The organism is Heyndrickxia acidicola, from assembly GCF_001636425.1.
Lineage (GTDB): Bacteria > Bacillota > Bacilli > Bacillales > Bacillaceae_C > Bacillus_AE > Bacillus_AE acidicola.
Map to the genome: position 1 here is coordinate 158959 of NZ_LWJG01000004.1, position 18536 is coordinate 177494.

General features: G+C 37.0%; 17 protein-coding genes. 11 read left to right on the plus strand and 6 right to left on the minus strand.

Annotation, left to right across the window (positions count from 1 at the left end):
• Nucleotides 1–58: 58 nt before the first annotated feature.
• The 7 genes from A5N88_RS23150 to A5N88_RS23185 all read left to right on the plus strand — a co-directional run bounded on the left by A5N88_RS23150 (nucleotide 59) and on the right by A5N88_RS23185 (nucleotide 8107).
• Nucleotides 59–943 carry an AraC family transcriptional regulator gene (locus A5N88_RS23150; protein ID WP_066271256.1) on the plus strand — a complete coding sequence of 295 codons (885 nt, stop codon included), beginning with the start codon at nucleotides 59–61 and terminating at the stop codon, nucleotides 941–943.
• A gap of 1230 nt (nucleotides 944–2173) precedes the next feature.
• A complete protein-coding gene (locus A5N88_RS23160; protein ID WP_066271262.1) occupies nucleotides 2174–3064 on the plus strand; it encodes a hypothetical protein in 891 nt (296 codons plus the stop codon).
• A gap of 94 nt (nucleotides 3065–3158) precedes the next feature.
• Complete coding sequence (locus tag A5N88_RS23165) at nucleotides 3159–3893, plus strand: ABC transporter ATP-binding protein (RefSeq protein ID WP_066271264.1); 735 nt, start codon at nucleotides 3159–3161, stop codon at nucleotides 3891–3893.
• Nucleotides 3886–4635 carry an ABC transporter permease gene (locus A5N88_RS23170; RefSeq protein WP_066271266.1) on the plus strand — a complete coding sequence of 250 codons (750 nt, stop codon included), beginning with the start codon at nucleotides 3886–3888 and terminating at the stop codon, nucleotides 4633–4635. Before A5N88_RS23165 ends, A5N88_RS23170 begins: the two co-directional genes overlap by 8 nt.
• 58 nt (nucleotides 4636–4693) lie before the next feature.
• Nucleotides 4694–6175, plus strand: coding sequence for a sensor histidine kinase (locus A5N88_RS23175; protein WP_066271269.1), 1482 nt, complete (start codon nucleotides 4694–4696; stop codon nucleotides 6173–6175).
• The gene (locus A5N88_RS23180) at nucleotides 6153–6839 is read left to right on the plus strand and encodes a response regulator transcription factor (RefSeq protein ID WP_066271271.1); all 687 of its coding nucleotides are present in this window, start codon (nucleotides 6153–6155) and stop codon (nucleotides 6837–6839) included. The genes A5N88_RS23175 and A5N88_RS23180 overlap by 23 nt, the downstream gene beginning before the upstream one ends.
• A gap of 671 nt (nucleotides 6840–7510) precedes the next feature.
• Nucleotides 7511–8107: a restriction endonuclease gene (locus A5N88_RS23185; protein ID WP_083953359.1), complete on the plus strand. Its 597-nt coding sequence runs from the start codon at nucleotides 7511–7513 to the stop codon at nucleotides 8105–8107.
• Between the two features lie 1047 nt (nucleotides 8108–9154).
• Here the strand turns inward: A5N88_RS23185 and A5N88_RS25995 are convergent.
• Nucleotides 9155–9253, minus strand: coding sequence for a putative holin-like toxin (locus A5N88_RS25995; protein WP_232317655.1), 99 nt, complete (start codon nucleotides 9251–9253; stop codon nucleotides 9155–9157).
• Between the two features lie 391 nt (nucleotides 9254–9644).
• On the opposite strand from A5N88_RS25995, the gene mntA reads away from it, so the two are divergent.
• The 3 genes from mntA to xerS all read left to right on the plus strand — a co-directional run bounded on the left by mntA (nucleotide 9645) and on the right by xerS (nucleotide 11796).
• Entirely contained in the window at nucleotides 9645–10052 is a 408-nt protein-coding gene (gene mntA, locus A5N88_RS23190; protein WP_066271273.1) for a type VII toxin-antitoxin system MntA family adenylyltransferase antitoxin, read from the plus strand.
• On the plus strand, nucleotides 10042–10446 hold the full coding sequence (gene hepT, locus A5N88_RS23195) for a type VII toxin-antitoxin system HepT family RNase toxin (RefSeq protein WP_066271276.1): 405 nt from the start codon (nucleotides 10042–10044) through the stop codon (nucleotides 10444–10446). Before mntA ends, hepT begins: the two co-directional genes overlap by 11 nt.
• Nucleotides 10447–10677: 231 nt before the next feature.
• On the plus strand, nucleotides 10678–11796 hold the full coding sequence (gene xerS, locus A5N88_RS23200) for a tyrosine recombinase XerS (RefSeq protein WP_066271279.1): 1119 nt from the start codon (nucleotides 10678–10680) through the stop codon (nucleotides 11794–11796).
• Between the two features lie 914 nt (nucleotides 11797–12710).
• Here the strand turns inward: xerS and A5N88_RS23205 are convergent.
• From A5N88_RS23205 to A5N88_RS26010, 3 genes are all read right to left on the minus strand, one after another.
• Complete coding sequence (locus A5N88_RS23205) at nucleotides 12711–13343, minus strand: methyltransferase family protein (RefSeq protein WP_157090825.1); 633 nt, start codon at nucleotides 13341–13343, stop codon at nucleotides 12711–12713.
• A 1140-nt stretch (nucleotides 13344–14483) separates the two neighbouring features.
• Complete coding sequence (locus A5N88_RS26000) at nucleotides 14484–15053, minus strand: methyl-accepting chemotaxis protein (RefSeq protein ID WP_157090826.1); 570 nt, start codon at nucleotides 15051–15053, stop codon at nucleotides 14484–14486.
• Between the two features lie 164 nt (nucleotides 15054–15217).
• A complete protein-coding gene (locus A5N88_RS26010) occupies nucleotides 15218–15409 on the minus strand; it encodes a hypothetical protein (RefSeq protein ID WP_157090827.1) in 192 nt (63 codons plus the stop codon).
• A 263-nt stretch (nucleotides 15410–15672) separates the two neighbouring features.
• Between A5N88_RS26010 and A5N88_RS23215 the strand changes: the two genes are divergently transcribed.
• On the plus strand, nucleotides 15673–16257 hold the full coding sequence (locus A5N88_RS23215; protein ID WP_066271285.1) for a DedA family protein: 585 nt from the start codon (nucleotides 15673–15675) through the stop codon (nucleotides 16255–16257).
• Nucleotides 16258–16674: 417 nt separating this feature from the next.
• Here A5N88_RS23215 and A5N88_RS23220 read toward each other — a convergent pair whose 3' ends face one another.
• Entirely contained in the window at nucleotides 16675–17505 is an 831-nt protein-coding gene (locus A5N88_RS23220) for an alpha/beta fold hydrolase (protein WP_198160383.1), read from the minus strand.
• Between the two features lie 214 nt (nucleotides 17506–17719).
• Nucleotides 17720–18289 carry a YjgB family protein gene (locus tag A5N88_RS23225; protein ID WP_066271287.1) on the minus strand — a complete coding sequence of 190 codons (570 nt, stop codon included), beginning with the start codon at nucleotides 18287–18289 and terminating at the stop codon, nucleotides 17720–17722.
• Nucleotides 18290–18536 lie beyond the last annotated feature (247 nt).

Consider the following 18536-nt stretch of genomic DNA (forward strand, 5'->3'; position numbering starts at 1 on the left):
ATAAATCTGCTCAAATTGGAAATTAATTAGTTTGCCAATAATATGAGGAGTGATTGCAATGGATAATTGGATTACGGATGCCTTTTATAAAAAAAGAAATGAATTTTCTAATTCAGATTTTCATTCTCATACAGAATTTGAAATTTACCGTTTCCATGAAGGAGATTGCAGATACATCATCGGAAATAAGATTTATTATCTTCAACCCGGTGATATCGTTGTGATGAATGGGTTAACATTGCATCGTGCATTTCCCTCTGCTGAATCTCCTTATGTAAGAAGTGTTGTCTCATTTTCGAGTGAGTGGATAAAACCTAGTTTATGTAAAGACCTCAATTTGCCGGAGCTTTTAGAACCTTTTACAAAAATGGATCATGTTTTGTTACGAATGGGTGATCATGAGTGGTTAAAAACAATTGATTTTCTTATGATAGATATTGAAAAAACAAAGCAAAATTGTGATCGTATTGGACACGCTAATTGTGGATCTCTTACATATCGAATGCATGAAGGGAAATTTAAAATGTCTTTAATCCAATTGTTAATGATAATCTATGATTTAAGTCAAAGTTATTTTCTCTCTGATTGTGATGATTGTTCAGAAAAGGAACATCGAGCCTTTCAAATTAAAAAATGGATTGATCAAAACTACGCAAAACCATTATCGCTGGAAAGTATTGCAGTTTCGTTAGCCATTAGTCGTTCATATATGGCTGCATTATTTAAAGAAGTGACAGACCTTTCAGTTATGGAATATGTTATGCATTGCCGCCTAAATGCTGCAAGGTATATGTTGGAGATGGAAAATAAAACAATTTTTGATATATCTGTTAATGTTGGATTTGAAAGTGTTTCTCATTTTAGTCGTTATTTCAAGAAAAAATTAGGGAAAACACCAACTGAATATCGAAAACTAATTCCGAAGAAATTAGGTCAAATATGAAAAAACGAGGATTTTCTCGTTTTTTTTTTTGTATTCAAACTCGGAAAAATTATGCGTTATTAGTGAGTTAACAAGTGTTTTCGCTCTTGAAATTAGAGATCCGATGTAAGTGTCTTTCTGCAACTTCTAAAAGAGCCTGATTTGCCTAGTAATAAGAAGGAATACATCCAAATATTCATTGAAGAATTAGATCTTGCAAATATAATAATCAATGATTTTTTATCTTTTGGAAAACCCTCAATAAATAACAGCGAAAGAATCAAAGTAGGTTATCAGTCACAAGGTGTAGTAAATATCTTTCAAAGTTACAGCCTGAACCATAATGTTGAGATTAATACTGATATTCTTGATAACTATTGGATTTTCGACTTGAATGGGCAGTTTTAACATCTTTGATGATCAAATCTTTTGTTTTTGTCCGAGTTAATCATTCCTCTACATGGATGTCACCTTTTCTAAGTTTACATTTTTTCATTAAAGGACAAGAATTTCTCCGGGCAGCATGACGATAAAAATAGCTAACATAAAAGGAACTAACTCGTTTTCTGAAAGGATTTTGAGATGGGTTTTGAATTTTGTGAACAGTAGCGGGTGCCATCCCGTCGTTTAGTTTGTGCGCGTACAAATGATCGATATCAAATGCATTAATCTTGTTTAACGTCATTTCGTTAAAATAGGGAATCAAATGAACACGGACTATTGTTTCAGCTGCTTCAAAAGAAATAATTTGCACTTCTTATCAATAGGTAACAAGCAGCCTAATTTTTCAAAAAAAGAAACAGAAATTCGGGTGGTGTAATCATTCAAAATATTAATTATGAAATTGATTCATTTATGCAGCATATCGATTTATTGGCGGGGCTTCTTTAACTATGGTTCCGTATGTTATTACAGGGAATCAGTTTGTCCTTTTTATTTTACTGGGACATAAACTTTTCTCCACGTTTATCGTAAAATATTATTAAGAAAAAAATTAGTAAAGCTTTCATACTGGGATTCAGTAAGTTTGGGCTCATCCTCCTATAGTAACGGTAGAAGAAAGGAAAGAGGAGAAGAGGTAACATTATCATGAAGAGTCCCTGCATACGATTCTACAAAAGCAAAGCAATCTAGCATCACTATTAATCTATTGTATGATTTAAGAATTATTTAATAGTTAGTTTATACATTTTTTAGACTTACCCTCTATACTGAATAAGTACCACTATTCATGTTTATAGGAGGATCAGTATGAAAAACAAAGGAAAAATATTGACTGCTGCTGGCATCAGCGGATTATTAATGGCAGGAGGAGTGCTGTCGGCAAGCGCGTCTACCTCTGGCTATGATACTTTTAAAACAGCAGTCAAAAAAACGTATGCAGTCAATAGCTTTACAGCTCATGTGCAAGGTTCCCTGACTGATAATGGCAAGGTAATTTACCAGGTGGATTCAGTCAACAAAGAAGATGTGAAAACACATGCCACCGACAGTTTGACAAATGTCATAAACAATGGGACAGCATCCCAATTTGCCGTTAATTCACTGAACCATCAAGAAGTAGTGGAAAACAGCAAGGACAATGTTTATTACGTAAGGCAAGGCAACAAGGGTGGGCATGAAAATATGAACCACAAGGAAGGAAAGCCATCCGCCCAAGTGCAACAAGGAATTGAGAACATCTTTGATGCTCTTACTAAAAACTACCAGGATAAAATTCAATTAACTGACTTAAGTAATGGGAATAAAGAACTTCAGTTGAGCCTGTCAAAAACGGAAGTACCAGTAGTCGGCCAGGCGGTTGCATCATTCTTAATCACTAATGCCAACCAGCATAGCGATCATTTTAACAAAGGCACGTTTGGCCAGAAGGCTGAATTGAAACCAACCCTGCCGCAACTTACGAGCAATGTATCGGTTGATAGTGTAGAACTTAAGGGTATCGTTGACGCACAGCAATTCTTAGTTGGTCAAGAAGTGACACTGAATGTGTCCGGTGATGATGCCAAGGGTACACATCACAATTTAGTCCTTCATTTAACGGACACTCTTAATAATATCAATAGCACAACTGTTAAGGCTATTGATTTAAAAGGAAAAAAAGTGGTGAAAGTTCAAGATAGACACAATCATCAAGATTAATTACCATTAGAAGATCCTGTTTTACCAAGTACTTACCAGGCAGAGAGTGTTCTCTCTGCCTTTAAAAAACTCATGTTTTAGAAGGAGAAAAAAGATGGACAATGTTCTTGATATCAATCATGTAACCAAACGTTACAAAAACGGCCGCGGCATTCAAGACATCAGCTTTTCGGTTAATCAAGGGGAAGTCTTTGGATTACTGGGTCCCAATGGTGCTGGGAAAACCACTCTAATGAAGTGCATTGTTGCTCTGTGTGATGTGGATAGCGGCGATATCCACATCCATGGTCATCATCTCCACGATGAATTTGAAAAAGCAATGGAATCCGTCGGCTGTCTCATTAGCGGTGTAGAAGCTGTGGATTATATGACAGCTTATGAAAATCTCGCCCTAGCTGCCCGCTTTTATCCCGGATTGCCACGAACTCGTATCAACGAAGTTCTCCAATGGGTCGGCATGGAATCACACAAGGACGAAAAAATAAAATCCTTTTCCACTGGCATGCGCCAACGCTTGTATCTTGCGGCTGCCCTGCTGTCACGACCTTCCTTCGTACTGCTCGATGAGCCTACCAATGGATTGGACATAGAAGGCAAGCTGGATTTCCAGCATCTTATCAGCCGTTTGGCAAAAGAAGAGGGTGTTACATTCGTGCTTTCCACCCATCTCATTGAAGAGGTGGAGCGGTTATGCGATAGGGTTGCCATACTTTCAGAAGGAACAATTATTGGAGAAACCTCGAAGAAAGAACTAGGGGGAACCCAGACCTTTGAATCCTTTTACATGGAATGCATCACGAAGCGAAAGGAAGAAATACGCCATGCATAGCTTGCTTTTCCAAAATACAAAAAATGAATGCAGGAAATTAATGAGCAAACGTTCCACGATCGTGTTCATGGTTCTTTCCGCGTTATTTCCTTTATTGGCTGGCCCCTCCATACAATCTCTCCAAAACAGATTCGGCTTTACCGCTTTCGACGGTGAAAGCTTTTCACTTGTCATTTTGGGTTTAGCCGTAGCCGTTTACTTGCCTTTATTGATTATTTTAGCCGTGAGCGATATGTTTTCAGGTGAGCAGGAAAAAAATACGTTGTCATTCACTCTTGTACGTCCAATATCGCGCTTCAAAGTATACAGTTCCAAAATCATCAGCATCGGATTATACTTACTAGCACTTTTATTCATTATTTGCGTTACCTCCCTTCTGACTGGTGCATTTTGGCTTAGCAACTTCACATTCTATGGAATACTACTGGGCTTGGGAGCGTTTCTCGTATCTTGGGTCCCATTAATGGCCCTCGGAATTTTATTTATCTTTTTGGCTCAATGGGTAGGGTCAAGCAGTAAATCCGTTATCTTTTCCATTTTAATCTACCTTGTATTGGTAGCTGTGAATTTCCTCTCACCGGCTTTAGCGCCATGGTTCCCGTCTTATGATACAAGCTGGTATGAAAGATGGATCAATGCGGGAATGGGCCGCGTATTATTGGGCAGAACTCTTTACTTATTGTCCTGGGGTGCGTTATTCTTCACACTAGGATATTATAAATTTAACAAAAAAGAGTTTTAATCAATTGTTGCATCGCCATACACATTAAGACCAATCAGAGTAAAAGTGGTGGAATATCATGTCAATCCGTCTCCGGTTATTGTTTTCTTATATAGCAATGATTCTTGTACCCGTCCTCTTTGCCGTTATCTCTGCCTTATTGATTGCATTGCTGTTCAAAGGGGACCTCAAGGAAATCCGTAATATATATATGTCTCCGGGCCACCATCATGAATCATCTCTTTCGAAGGAAAACCAATTATGGGTATCCGTTTATCGTCAATCCATCCAGAATCCGGGGATATTGCAAGACCAGTCCTATATAAAACAATTGGACGGAAAACTTAAAAAGTTCGGGATTACACTTGCGGTGAGGAAGGATCACCGCTTTCTATATTTATCACCGGATTTAAGGACTCTGGACGTAGAAGACCTCCCTGCTTTCGGAAACAGCGGTGAAGTCGATCCACTCACTAGAATCGATAAACAGTTGCTTTCTCTTAAACAAATGGATTTTTACTTCCCTGACAAATCAGAGGGATCGCTATTTTTTGTAAAGGATGCCAGCCACCTTGTCAGCTTTGTCCGTTCGTTTTTTCCATGGCTGTTTATCAGCCTGATTGTGATTCTGGTGCTTACAAATGGACTGTTGACCTACTTTGTTTCCCGATCTATTATTAGGCCGATTAAGGAGCTACAAAAGGCTGCTGCCCAAATCAAAGAAGGAAACTTGAATAATAAAATTGCCGTAAAGTCGAAGGATGAACTGGGCCAACTGGCACAGGGCTTTGAAGAAATGAGATTTCGCTTGAAGGAATCAATCGAGTTGCAAGTAGCATATGAGGATAATAGAAAAGAGCTGATTGCGAACATCTCACATGATTTGAAGACACCGATAACAACCATCAAGGGCTACATCGAAGGGATACGGGACGGGGTGGCTAATAATCCAGATAAAATGGAACGCTACCTTCACACCATTTATACGAAGGCAGTGGATTTGGACCATATGATAGATGAGCTGTTTTTATACTCTAAACTTGATCTGAATAGGGTCCCTTTTCATTTCGAACCGATTGAGTTTGATGAATACTTGGAAGATTACGTGGAAGAGCTGCGTTTTGATTTGGAAGTGAAAGAAGTCGAAATCACACTTCAAATCGAAGACAACGGAAATTATCAGATCATGGCTGACCGAGAACAAATCAAACGTGTCATAACCAATATTGTCGATAATTCGCTGAAATATATGGATAAAGAAAAGAAAAGGATCACCATGCTGTTATCTACTGCCGGCTCCAATTTACTGTTTGAAATGAAGGATAATGGACCGGGAATAAAAGAAGAAAACCTTCCTCTCGTATTCGACCGCTTTTATCGGGCTGATCTGGCACGGGGGACAGAAAAGGGCGGCAGCGGGCTGGGCCTTGCCATTGCAAAACGAATCATCGAAGGCCATAAGGGCTCCATTTGGGCTGAAAGCATAAAGGGCGAGGGAACAAGCATATTCTTTGCGTTAAAAAAAGGGGGTGATCTGAATGAGCAAGATTCTGATTATTGAGGATGAAACGAGTATTGCCGAGTTGGAACGGGACTATCTGGAAATAGAAAAATTTACTGTGGATATTGCTCTCACAGGAGATCAGGGCTTACAAAAAGCACTGACAGAAGAGGTGGATCTTGTTATTCTCGATCTGATGCTTCCCTATATCGATGGATTCGAGATCTGCAGGAAAATTCGAATGGTAAAAGATATTCCAATCTTGATGGTTTCAGCCAAAAAGGAAGACATTGATAAAATTCGTGGGTTAGGGCTTGGAGCGGATGATTATATAGTCAAACCATTCAGTCCTAGTGAATTGGTTGCAAGGGTGAAGGCCCATTTATCCCGTTACAATCGGCTAATCGGTAGGGAGAAATCCAATGATGAAATCCAGATTCGCGGATTGCGGATTGATCCCGTTTCCCGTCGAGTCTTTGTAAATAATAAAGAAGTTATTTTTACCATTAAGGAATTTGATGTTTTGACTTATTTAGCCCTTCACCCTAACCATGTGATCAGCAGGGATCAATTATTTGAACGGTTATGGGGGGGAGAGTCACTTGGAGAAATCTCTACGGTGACGGTCCACATTCGCAAAATCAGGGAGAAGATTGAGGCAGACCCATCGAACCCCCAATACATAGAAACCATATGGGGAGCTGGGTACCGGTTTAAGGGATAGTTTCGCGAAAAAAAATTACACAAAAACTGGCTGGAAACCAGGCGTAAACCATTTCTCTTCGAAATCGCTGTTTTTCCAGTAAAACAAAACGCATTATGTTAGACTAAGTGACAGATAGCGTCGGATTGAATTGAGGACATTTCCTTTCGGAGAAGTGTCCTTTCTTTCTGGCATAAATTCTTCTTTCCATTTATCGTAATTCAATTATAAAAAAATTACGAGAGTCCTTGTCAAATCAAAAGATATTTCAAAGAAACACGTAATATTCTATTACCGTTCGCTTTAACCCCTAATAATGCTTCCAAATCTCATATTTCAGGTACAGAAGGATAAGATTTACTGGTATACCAGTTTAATATTCGCATTGGGTGAAAATATAATAAAAACCTTAGCAGCATATGATTTAGATCCTCTAATTGATTTCCGTGTTGCAATATCCCTTCTTTTGCGTCGGTTGTAATGATGGGAAATGCTTTTCCTGCTTATTAGCTAAACCAGAGAAGACATGGCAAGCAATTCTGAAGCAGAATTATATTATTCAGTATTTCAGTTAAGCCCAATATTAATTAAGGTATTAGAACAGGTATGCAAGGCTGTTTTAACTGACATATTTTTAATAACTTGAATACCGTATTTTATTTTTGACAACACTTCCTATATGGAGGTGTTACATGTTCCCGATTGAAATATTAGTAGCTTTATTTATTATTGGAGCATATGTTCATTTTAAGATATTTAAAGGAAAAGTTAATTATCAAAATTCGTTAATTGCAAATCAGATTAACACAAGTGAGGAGATAAAAAGAACATTAGCAATGGGATTGTACTTAAGATCTTGTAAAGAAGACGAAGAAAATAATAATTTTTCATCCTTATTCCTTAAGGAGAATCCATTATTATTCGAAAATTTTGTTGCTGAAATATTTGAAAGAGTAAAAGGTGGGAAGGCATGGGTATCACCAGCTTCAGGTGATTTTGGAGTAGACTTTGAACTTGATACAGAAGTAGGTAAATATTTAGGTCAAGTAAAGTGTTACAAAGAAGATTTAGGATTTGATTCTATAGCTTTAGTACACTCAAGAATGGTTAAAGATGGCGCCATAGGTGGTTATGTAGTTACTACAGAGTCTTTTACCAAGGCGGCTCTTGAATATGCTAGTGGTTTAAATATTGAACTAATTGACGGAGTAAGTTTAGTTGAACTATGGTTAGATGGCTTAGAAAGTACTGAAGAAGAAATTCAAAAACTAATACCAAATTTAGTTTAAGTATACGATGAGGGTACTTTTTTATTGGAGATTACATTTATAAATTATATTAATATCTGGCATTTTCAGCTATACTAACTTATTTCATTTAATTAATCAGAAAAATTTTACAGGTGTCGGACAAAGGAGTGCATATACATGGATGAAAAGTGGAGAGTTCATAAGGAGTTTTTGATAGTTGGATAAAAGGAGAAACATTAAGAGAAGTGATAGATAAGAGAGGAAATAATACTAGAATTGGGGTTGCTGGTCTGATACCAATCAGAATCATGCGGACAATCCCAGTTATATTTACAATTTTGACGGCTGTTTATGGGTGACATGTTTTGAATATATTCGTTACGTTTTTCTGCTAGAATTAGGGATGTGAGAACAATGAAAAGAGTTGGCGTCCACCTGACAGAAATTTGTACAATCTAGACGATCTGTTCGATTAAAACTTTCGATTACTTTTATATGTAAATCATTTCAGCTTATTCCCTCAAAATCTTATTGCTTAGCGTTAAAAGGCAAACTGAATTTTTAGTGAAGAATGCCAAACGAGACCTAATTAAATCAGTGTATAGACCAAAAAGTGCTGAAAAAACCGATACATTTTCTATAAAAGTTTCAGAAAGGGTGGAGTTTTTATTGAATCATAATATTATTCGTATAATATAAATTTTACGAATAAATAACTTGCGATTTACTTCATTTAATAAAATTAATATTATGGAAAAAACGTTGCTGTCTCAAAATAAAAAGTATTCTTTTAAAAATGAGACAACAGAAATAATCATAATCAAATACTTACATGATTTAAAATCGCTGTGCAACAATCGTCTTTTTCTGGACAAAACTAGTTCTGCATTTAATTCAACTTTTCTTGTTTAATGTAGTGTGGATGGGTATAATATAGGTACATACAAACCACACTAAAAAGGTCACTGGCTGCAACCAGTGACCTATGCATCAGCGAACTGCATGAAGTGCAGTGGTTTCATTTGACAAGTGCGAATTGAGAAAAAGTAACTCACACCTCAAACTTACCAGGCTTGGGGGTATGGGTTACTTTTTTCTCGTAACCGTGACGATTGCAACAATCATTGCAACGACTAGGGACGCAAATTGTATCATTAAACTTAAAGCGTCTTTGATCGGAATCACCAGCGGCACCCCCTCTCTCTATAAAATCATATCGGGAGTGAACCAACTGCACACCGTGCCTTTTGCTTATGCCATTTTATTATATCATGGATAAACTATGAATCTTTGGATTTTTCCAATCATTTTTTTCAGTACTCATATAATTTTTCTCTCCTTTATTTGAAATTCTTCAATCACCAAGGACATATATTTAGGTAAACCCTTCCAAAAGATAATTCTACACTCCATTGCTACAATTTTGTTTTCCTATTCCATTTTTCAGCCGGTCATTTTTAGGTACAAATAGCAAACTCATAGGAAGAATCCTGAAGAGTACGGCCACTCCAGCCAGTCTTTGCATACCCAATAAGAGTTGGTATAATATTCATATCTGTTTTTAGGAGGGAGTGCAATGAAAACCGAAGTCGCTCAAAAGATCAAAGCCTTTCTAATCGACAAATTAAATCCTGCCTTTCTGATTGTTTTTGGGTCACAAGCAAAAGAAACGGCTCATAAAAATAGTGATATGGATGTTGCTTTTTATCTGGAAAACCGCTCCGTTTCTTCGTATGATGTTTTTCTATTGGCTCAGGAATTAGCGGATATTATTAAAATGGACGTTGATTTAATTGATCTTAAAAAAGCATCTACGGTTTTTAAAGCACAGATTTACTCATACGGAAAAGTTCTGTACGCAAGGGACCTGCATCTTCTGAGATTAAAGCAAATGATTGCGCTCAGTATGTATGCAAAGCTAAACGAAGAGCGGCAGCCCATTTTAAAGAATATTGATGAAAGCGGGTCTATCTATGAAAAATGATGTGATATTAAACAAAATCAGTGTCATGGAGCGCTGCATTCAGCGGATTAAAGAAGTATATGCAAATGATCCATCGAATTTGAAAGACTTTACGAAACAGGATTCGATTATCTTGAATATTCAGAGGGCATGCGAGGCTTCCATTGACTTGGCAATGCATATAGTGTCAGAAGAGCGGCTTGGATTGCCGCAAACCAGCAGGGATGCTTTTGATTTATTAGAAACTCACTCGATGATTGAAGAAGAGACAGCAAGACGACTAAAAGCCATGGTCGGGTTTAGAAACATTGCTGTCCATGACTACCAGGCCTTGAATTTAGAGATATTAAAGCAGATTGTCGAGAAGCATCTAAGTGATTTTACGGATTATACAAAACAAATTCTGATCTATTAATCAGTCATTTTGCCTTTTCCGATAATGAATATTTCACATAGAAATTAGTTAAAGCTGTTTTCACTCGAATGTGATGGAAGATATGTCTGCCAACCGGTATAACTCCCCCTCTTTTCATTATCAATTAAGAAGAATATCGCATTAACAATAATTAAATTATGTAAACTAAAATTCGTAATAATTGTATTATACGAACATTTGTTCGATATAGAAAAAACTGAGGTGTCAAGCATGGCCATTTCAAAACAGCACGAATACTATGAAAAAAGGCTTGAGCAGCTGGTAAAAGAAATGCCCTCTTTTGTGGCAGCTTACGTAGATGCCAAACAGGAAATCCGCTCCCCTTTGACTCTATTTAACTATGTAAGAGATTACCAGGATTTTTTTCACTGGCTCATGGCAGAGGGAATCACCGAATCCTCCCATATGAAGAATATTGCACCTGACACTCTTGAAAATTTGACCCTGGAAGAAGCCAGGGGCTATTTTAAGTTTATTGGAAGAAAGAAATATAAGGTGTCAACGAAGGCTGATGAAACCAAAAAAGTAGACCCCAAAACGGTTAATCGCCATAAGTCCTCCCTTCGTTCTCTCTTTAAATATTTAACCGTTGAAGCAGAGCTAGACAATAAAGAACCTTATTTCCACCGTAACGTGATGCAGAAAATTGAGGTGACGAAGGTATCTGAGACGTTGAATGAAAGAGCCAGAAAACTGACAGATAAAATTTTTACCCATGACAGGGACCTGGACTTTTTAGATTATATTAAAGGAGACTATGTCCACTCCCTCTCTTCTTCTGAAAAAACCTACTTTGAGCGGGACAAGGAACGAAACATTAGCATTCTCTCTTTATTTCTGGGGACAGGAATCCGGGTCAATGAATTATCCAATTTGCGCATCAAGGATATCGATTTCAGTTCAAGGGAAATTAGTGTTATTCGTAAAGGAAACAAAAAAGATATCGTCTCTGCTACTCCCTCCAGTCTTTTGGACCTTGAACACTATTTAACGGTCAGACAACAAAAGTATAACGCCAGTGATGACGAAAATGAGTTTGTTTACGTCAAACTTTTTAAAAATAAGGTTCAGCCGCTTACGAACCGTGCCATTGAAAATATTGTCTATAAATTTACTAAGTCCTTTGATAAACGCATGTCTCCTCATAAATTGAGGCATACGTACGCGACAAATTTGGCGGAACAAACAAACGGAGACATTCCCCTTATTATGTCTCAGCTAGGCCATACCTCTTCAGATATTTCTTTGTTATACATCAATACCAGCAGAGAAAAAGCACGCAAGGCTGCGGAGCTTTTAGATAAACGAAGGAATGACAAGAAAAGTTAAAAATGGGAAAGGTCAGTTTCTTTTTGTTCAGCTATCCTCCCTTTCGGTAAAATACAAATACCTAATTTTATAAGAAGAACTAAAGAGGGGGACTCAAAAGGCTACAATAAGCTGCCAGGTTGAATTCCCCGTTTTTATTTGACATACTAATGAGTGGTTCCGAACATTCTAATTCACATCCACCGAACTTGTAATCACTTTTTTATTTTCGAACGTCGTCACTACATTTGCACTGCCAGAAGAATGGCCGTAACGGGAGTATTGTCTCCTGAAAATTATGATGAAATAATTTTATCAAGTTGTGTAAATGCTGCGGATATTAAAATTTCTTGATTTTTTCTCTGGAATTCTTGGTTTTGAAATTTAGATGCCCTTGAAAGACAACGAAAGAAACACGCTTGGGGTAAAAACAGGCAAAAAGTTTCTGCGTGGAGTCTTCATCCTTTTTGTTTGAAAGAGAAAATCCGCTCATTAATTGAACGGATTAGGTTTACGATATTTAAAAAAACTTGGAAATATCCTCATATCTGTTATAATTGGGGTATATACTAATAACGGCAAGGATGCTGGAACATCCCTGCCTAGTAACTAATCCCAAGTGGGGTTGGTTGCTCCTAATGTTTTTTCTTAGAAGACCTACCCGATGACTTGGAACGTGAACGGGTGGTCTTTTTGCTTCTTTTACTAAAAATAATGCTGAAAAGTAATTGTTAAGTCAACAATTACCTTAGCAGCTTCTTTTAGCAAAGCACTTAGTAGATCCATAGCGGTTGCACCTCCTTCCCCTCTGAAATCCAGAGAAAAAAGGATGAAGCAACCTCCCACCCAGTCTAGTTACATACGGTAATTATACCATAAATATGTAGAGCTTTAGCTAATTAAGGAAAGTTTACTTTTAATAATTTGGTTAAAGCTTAATAAACAAAAGGAACGATTCTCCAAGTTTCTTTTTGATAGTTACGGTATTCATCTCCAAATTGTTCAATTAGAGCAGGCTCCTCGATTATCATACGATAGCCATAACTTACCCACAATGCAATAAGAAATACGAGTAACGTAATCCAGTCGTTCGTTGCTATTGCAACCCCCAAGAAAGCAATAATCCCTCCAGTGTAACTTGGATGTCTCAGTATTTTATAAGGACCTTTTTTAATGATTTTATGACCTTCTTGAATCATCACAACGCCAGTGAAATACTTACCTAGAACAGCTATGCTATACCATCTAAATGTCAAACCTGCTATTACAATGGCAAAGCCTATATAACTTATCCAATGGTAATTATGCGGCAATAAACCAAAACCATTTCTAAGCAAAAAGTTCATTACGAAAAAAGCAAGGAAAATAGTGATGAGCATTACACGAAGAGAACCTCTATCTTTTTTCTCTGCACCTTTTCTTCTTCTAAAAATAACATTTAGCTCCATAAAAAGCATTCCGTATGTTAATACATAAAAAATGATGGTACTGAGAGTATTTGGAAACACATTTGGAAACAAAGCCGATCTCTCCTTATGTTTAATGTTTTTTACAGGATTTTCTAACAAGAAAGCCTATCCTTTAGGGGTGGGAGTCTTCTTTCACGAAATGATACAATATTGCCAATTATCTCTATTATGATTTTTTACACGAGTGTTGTTTTATAAAAATAAACTCCAGAACAACATACCTACTCCTAAAAATGTAATAAACACATAAATGAGGAATTGCTATTAGGACTTTTGTAGAGCTATCTTCATAATCATCCCCCTCAACAGACTATTACTGGTATATTCTGTTTGAACATCCAGTATTCCTTCACTAATTTTCCTGCTAGCTACATAGAAAAGAACTGCCAGTAAGCGAATTATTTTAGAAGCGAGCATAATGAAAGAACGAGCGTTGTAGTTAGATAAACGACTGCAGAAAATAAAGACAGTGCAAAATACTTTTAAAAAGAAGAAATGAACTCACTGTTATCGCGGCAATCGTACATCCAAGATAAAGAATATTATTATGATGTAATACAGCAATTAATACATTTATCTCTAACACGTAAAAAAAGTAATAGATAGTATCCATGTTATTTTTTGTAGTATTCCCCGAGCCTTTTAACCGTACATGAACAAACAAAGCCTCATTATTATCTATTATTAATAAATAATAATAAGGCTTTTCTCGTAAACTTTTTTGCTATTCGACACAAAAAAATGATTAGAAATCCATGTTCAGTATTAAAACTTTTAAATAACTTACGAATAATTATAGGGTACAGCCACTTACCGATCGGATAATAATGGAGACATTCCCCTGATTCTGTCATAGATAGGACCATCCCTCTTCACATATTTCTTTGTTATACATCATTACCAGCAGAGAAAAAGCACGTAAGGCTGCATAGCTTTTGTATAAATGGAGAGATCATCAAAACGAAGATAAAAAAAGAAAGTTTGAAGCCTCCTTTTAATACTAATGCTTAATGCCATACTGCTTGTTGAATGCCTATTTCAACAAGCAGTTATGTACCACACACATTAATTGTGTTTATATATTTATATACATCCTGCCGATTTTTTTAGCTCTGCTTCCACTACATACAGTGTTTTAAAGTGATGTCTTCAGTGCTGCAAACAGACATTTTAAAACGAACGAAAGGATCCTCCCTAAGATTTCCCCAATTTTCAAAAATGCCCTCTTTTATAGTGTGTTTAAAGGATTTCTCTAAACGCCTTTGCCTGGGAATCAAGCTGTCGGGCTGCACTCTCTATTTCAGAGAATTCTTTTTGAGCATCTTCGCTAAGTGATTGGTTGTTTAAAATGCCTGTTTGGAATCGAAGTGTTACAACACTCATTTTTTTTATTTCATGTGAAATTCCTTCGATACGGGCATTTACTTCTTGTATGGATTCCTGAGCACGGTTTGCCAGTTTACGTACTTCAGTTGCTACAACATTGAATCCTCTTCCATGTTCGCCTGCCCTTGCAGCTTCAATCGCTGCATTTAAAGCCAATAAATTGGTTTGCATGGATATCTCTTTTATTGTATTTGCAATGTCATTAATGGAATGTGCTTGTTCTTCCAGTGAATGGAGGATTTCAATATTTTCTTTAGACTCTATTACCAGGTTTTCGGTAGCTGCCATTATTTCTTCATTTTTTTTACTTCCTTTGTCAGCTCGTTTAAGCAGCTCCTCAGCCATATCTTGTAATGTTGTTGCTATCTTAAAAGTGTTATTTTCTCTTAGCGTAATATCGGTTGCTATTTTAATAACAGCCATTACTTTTCCTGCTTTATCATACACCGGTGTATAAGTGGCTTCTAACCATATCAGCTTTCCTGACTTTGTGACATCTGTATTTTTTCTTGAAAACTAATCCCTCTTCTTAAGTTTCTCCATAATTCAATGTACGCTGTACTATTTACATAGTCTGACGTACAAAATTACTTATGATGTAAACCGGGCATTTCCGATACCCTATGTTCCATTGTCCTTGCAAAGTTTTCATTTGCCCAGAGTACCATTCCCTCAGGATTAAACTCAATCATCGCGAGTGAGCTTTCAAAGGCAGCCAGTACAAAATCTTTGTACAAAACCTGATTGGTAGCAGCAATAGTAGGTGCATAGGTAGTCATTTCTTCCTCCATTTAACAATATTAAAATCTCGAATTTAAGAGAATAGAGTTATAGTATAACTAGTAATTATTACCTCTATTATGAATTGGAATAAGATTCATTCATCTTTTTTCGGCAAAAGCGCAAAAACATATTTCTTCAAGTTAGTTTTTTTGCTTCTAGATTTTGGCTTTATATTGAACAAAAATGTCCTATCGATTGTCTATTATACATAGGTGACTTCTTAGAAATAATGTTAAAAATACACTCAGGAGAATGATATATGCACTTACAGCATTTATTACAGCAGTATGGATATCCGGGGGTTTTTATTGCATTTTCACTTGAAATGGTGGGGTTCCCTTTTCCGGGGGACACCATGCTGACTTTATTGGGGATTGAATGGAAACAGGGGGTTTTTTCTTTCGCTCCTTTAATCATAGCCTCTTTGGCAGGAAACATCATCGGTTCAACGATTTCCTATACAACCGGCCGTTTTTTTGGACGTTCTGTTATTTTGCGCTTGATTAATTATGTAGGGATTACCGATAAAAAATTCGAGGTTGCTGACAAAAAGTTTAATAAATATCGCGTACAAGTCGTTTTATTCGGTAAATTTATTTCTGGTGTACGAATTATTACCGCATATTTAGCGGGCATAAATCGTATGAGCTTTTGGATATATTCCCTTTATAATGCGGTCGGTTCCTTATTATGGATAGTCGTTTATATTGTATTTGGACGATATGTAGATATTTTTTGGCAAAATTATCATACCCTCTTTACGGAGTTTTTGTGGGTGATTATTCCATTGATCCTAATTCCTTTAATAATAGTGTTCTATAGAAGAAGGGTAAAAAGAGCATAAAATAATCACTTGCTAGAGTATCATTGCTATGATTTTAGACAACTACTTCACTGTGCCGGGGATGTACTCGCTGCTTTATGACTTAACCACACACAATGCTGTTATATCTTTGGTGTTGTCTTGCTTGTTTTTTAAATAAGGCCTACTTTACTGGCCAACAGTTAGAAAGTTTATGGAGGCACATATTGTTTTAATGCTTGACAGTAGAATGTAAGTTCATTCTATACAAAAAAACACTATCCTTTTCAAGATATGACAAAAGGTATAGTGTTTTTTTTCTTTTTGGGTGTAATGTTTGCTAGCTGAATAAGTATGCTGCTATCCCCATTAAAAAATAATAAATTTTAAAGTACATGGTGGATGAGCCTTAACATCTTAATTATAAAGTGGTTCTATTTTCAGGAAATTAGCTAGGTGTTACCGTCTTTCTTTCCGATTGCTTAATGAACGCAAACAGATCCTCATTAAGGCGATCCGCATGCGTAACGAACAGACCGTGTGCTGCACCTTCGTACACGATGAACTGATTGTTTGGTAAAAGTTCCGCGCACCTTCTTCCGCACTCGGTGCTGATTGGTCATGATCACCATGAATAATTAAGGCTGGTACAGTGATTTGACGCATTTCTTCTCGGAGGTCGGTTGTAAAAATTGTATGATTACATTCAATCACAGCTTTCGGAGAACACTGAAGGCATAATTGAATCATCCATTGCGTGAACTCCGGTGAAATGGAAACTCCATGCAGTCCGACACCGAAGAAAGGCAAAGCGTTGTCCGCAAGCCATTTTGGCCGGTCTTTAATTATACTATTCAATCCTTCATTGAAAACACTCTTTTCAATTCCAATAGGGTTGTCTTCTGTCTTCATTGGAAACGGCGCACTCGTGGAGAGAAGTGCAATTTTGGCGACGCGGTCAGTACCGTGGCGCGAGAGATAACGGACTACCTCACCACCTCCCATTGAATGGCCCACAAGGGTAACTTCGCGAAGGTTTAGATGCTCAATCAATTCGGCGAGATCGTCGGCGAGTGTAGTGTAATCATATTCATCCCATGGGCTATCAGACCTACGGTGACCACGTCGGTCATAGGCGATACATCGCAATCCTTGAGAAGCCAAGTAGGGCAATTGGTACTCCCACATATCTGAACTCAGATAAAGGGAAGAAATGAAAACAACAGGCTTATCTCCGCCCCAGTCCTTATAAAACAGTCGCGTATGATCTTTGGTTTCAATGAAAGGCATAAAGAAGCTACTTTCTTTATGGAAAATTATATAAGCCGATATCTTGTGCTTTCAGATATCGGGTCAATCTGGATAGAATATGCATCTTGAGTCTTTAAAATAGTCGGTTCTTTTATAAATTCCTCTTGAAATTCAGCTGCAAAAATTCTACAAACTAAAAGGCACACTTTTAGTTTTTTAAAGAGTGCCTTTATCACATAGGGTGTCTGCTGCCTTATTTTAAATTTATATGATCTACCGTTTGATCTTTTCGTACAATAAACTCCAACTGGTATTTTCCTGTATCATATACATAGTTAATTTCATTCGTGCCTTTCACGTTTCGTATGTGATCTGCGCTGCCAATGACTTTTCCTAACACTTTGGGAGTAATAGAACCAAGATTATCCTTACGCTCTACATTTGTGCCGAAGTAGCGGATTTGAGCTATCGTTTTATTTTTGTTGTAAGAAAAAGCAAAGCCTGGATTCCCCATTTCTGCGTGGTATATATCGAATCCGCCGCTCACACTCATAGGAGCACCAAATGCTTTGTGAACATCCTTTTGGGTGCTTTTATTTAGGATAAATCCTGATGCCGCAAAAGGCATATGTCCTTTAAAAGCATCTTTGTAAATCAATTTCAGTTTTTTTACCGCATCCTGCTGATAGGTATTAGCTGTATATTCTGTTTTCATTTGATCGGCATGTGCTGGTTCTAAAGAGGTCGAATACGCCGCTCCCATCCCTAAGACGGTGCCTGTTAAAATGGTTCCCATAAAAATTTTTGCTTTTTTACTGAACATTTTATCCCCTCCAGTTTTGTATTTTCCCATAATTCAGTCAAAATAACAAGGCATTATTTTCACTCATCGTATCCATACATTTTTGTTGGTCTGCACTTTTTTTTGTCGTTTCGGTTGACTTCAACTTCAACTTCAATTGGGAGTGAATGGTGGTGAAAAATATGTATGATGATCGTAAAGTACTCATTATTATCATCATACATATTCGCAGCCTAGTATCTCAGTGATGCTCATTATAAATAAAACG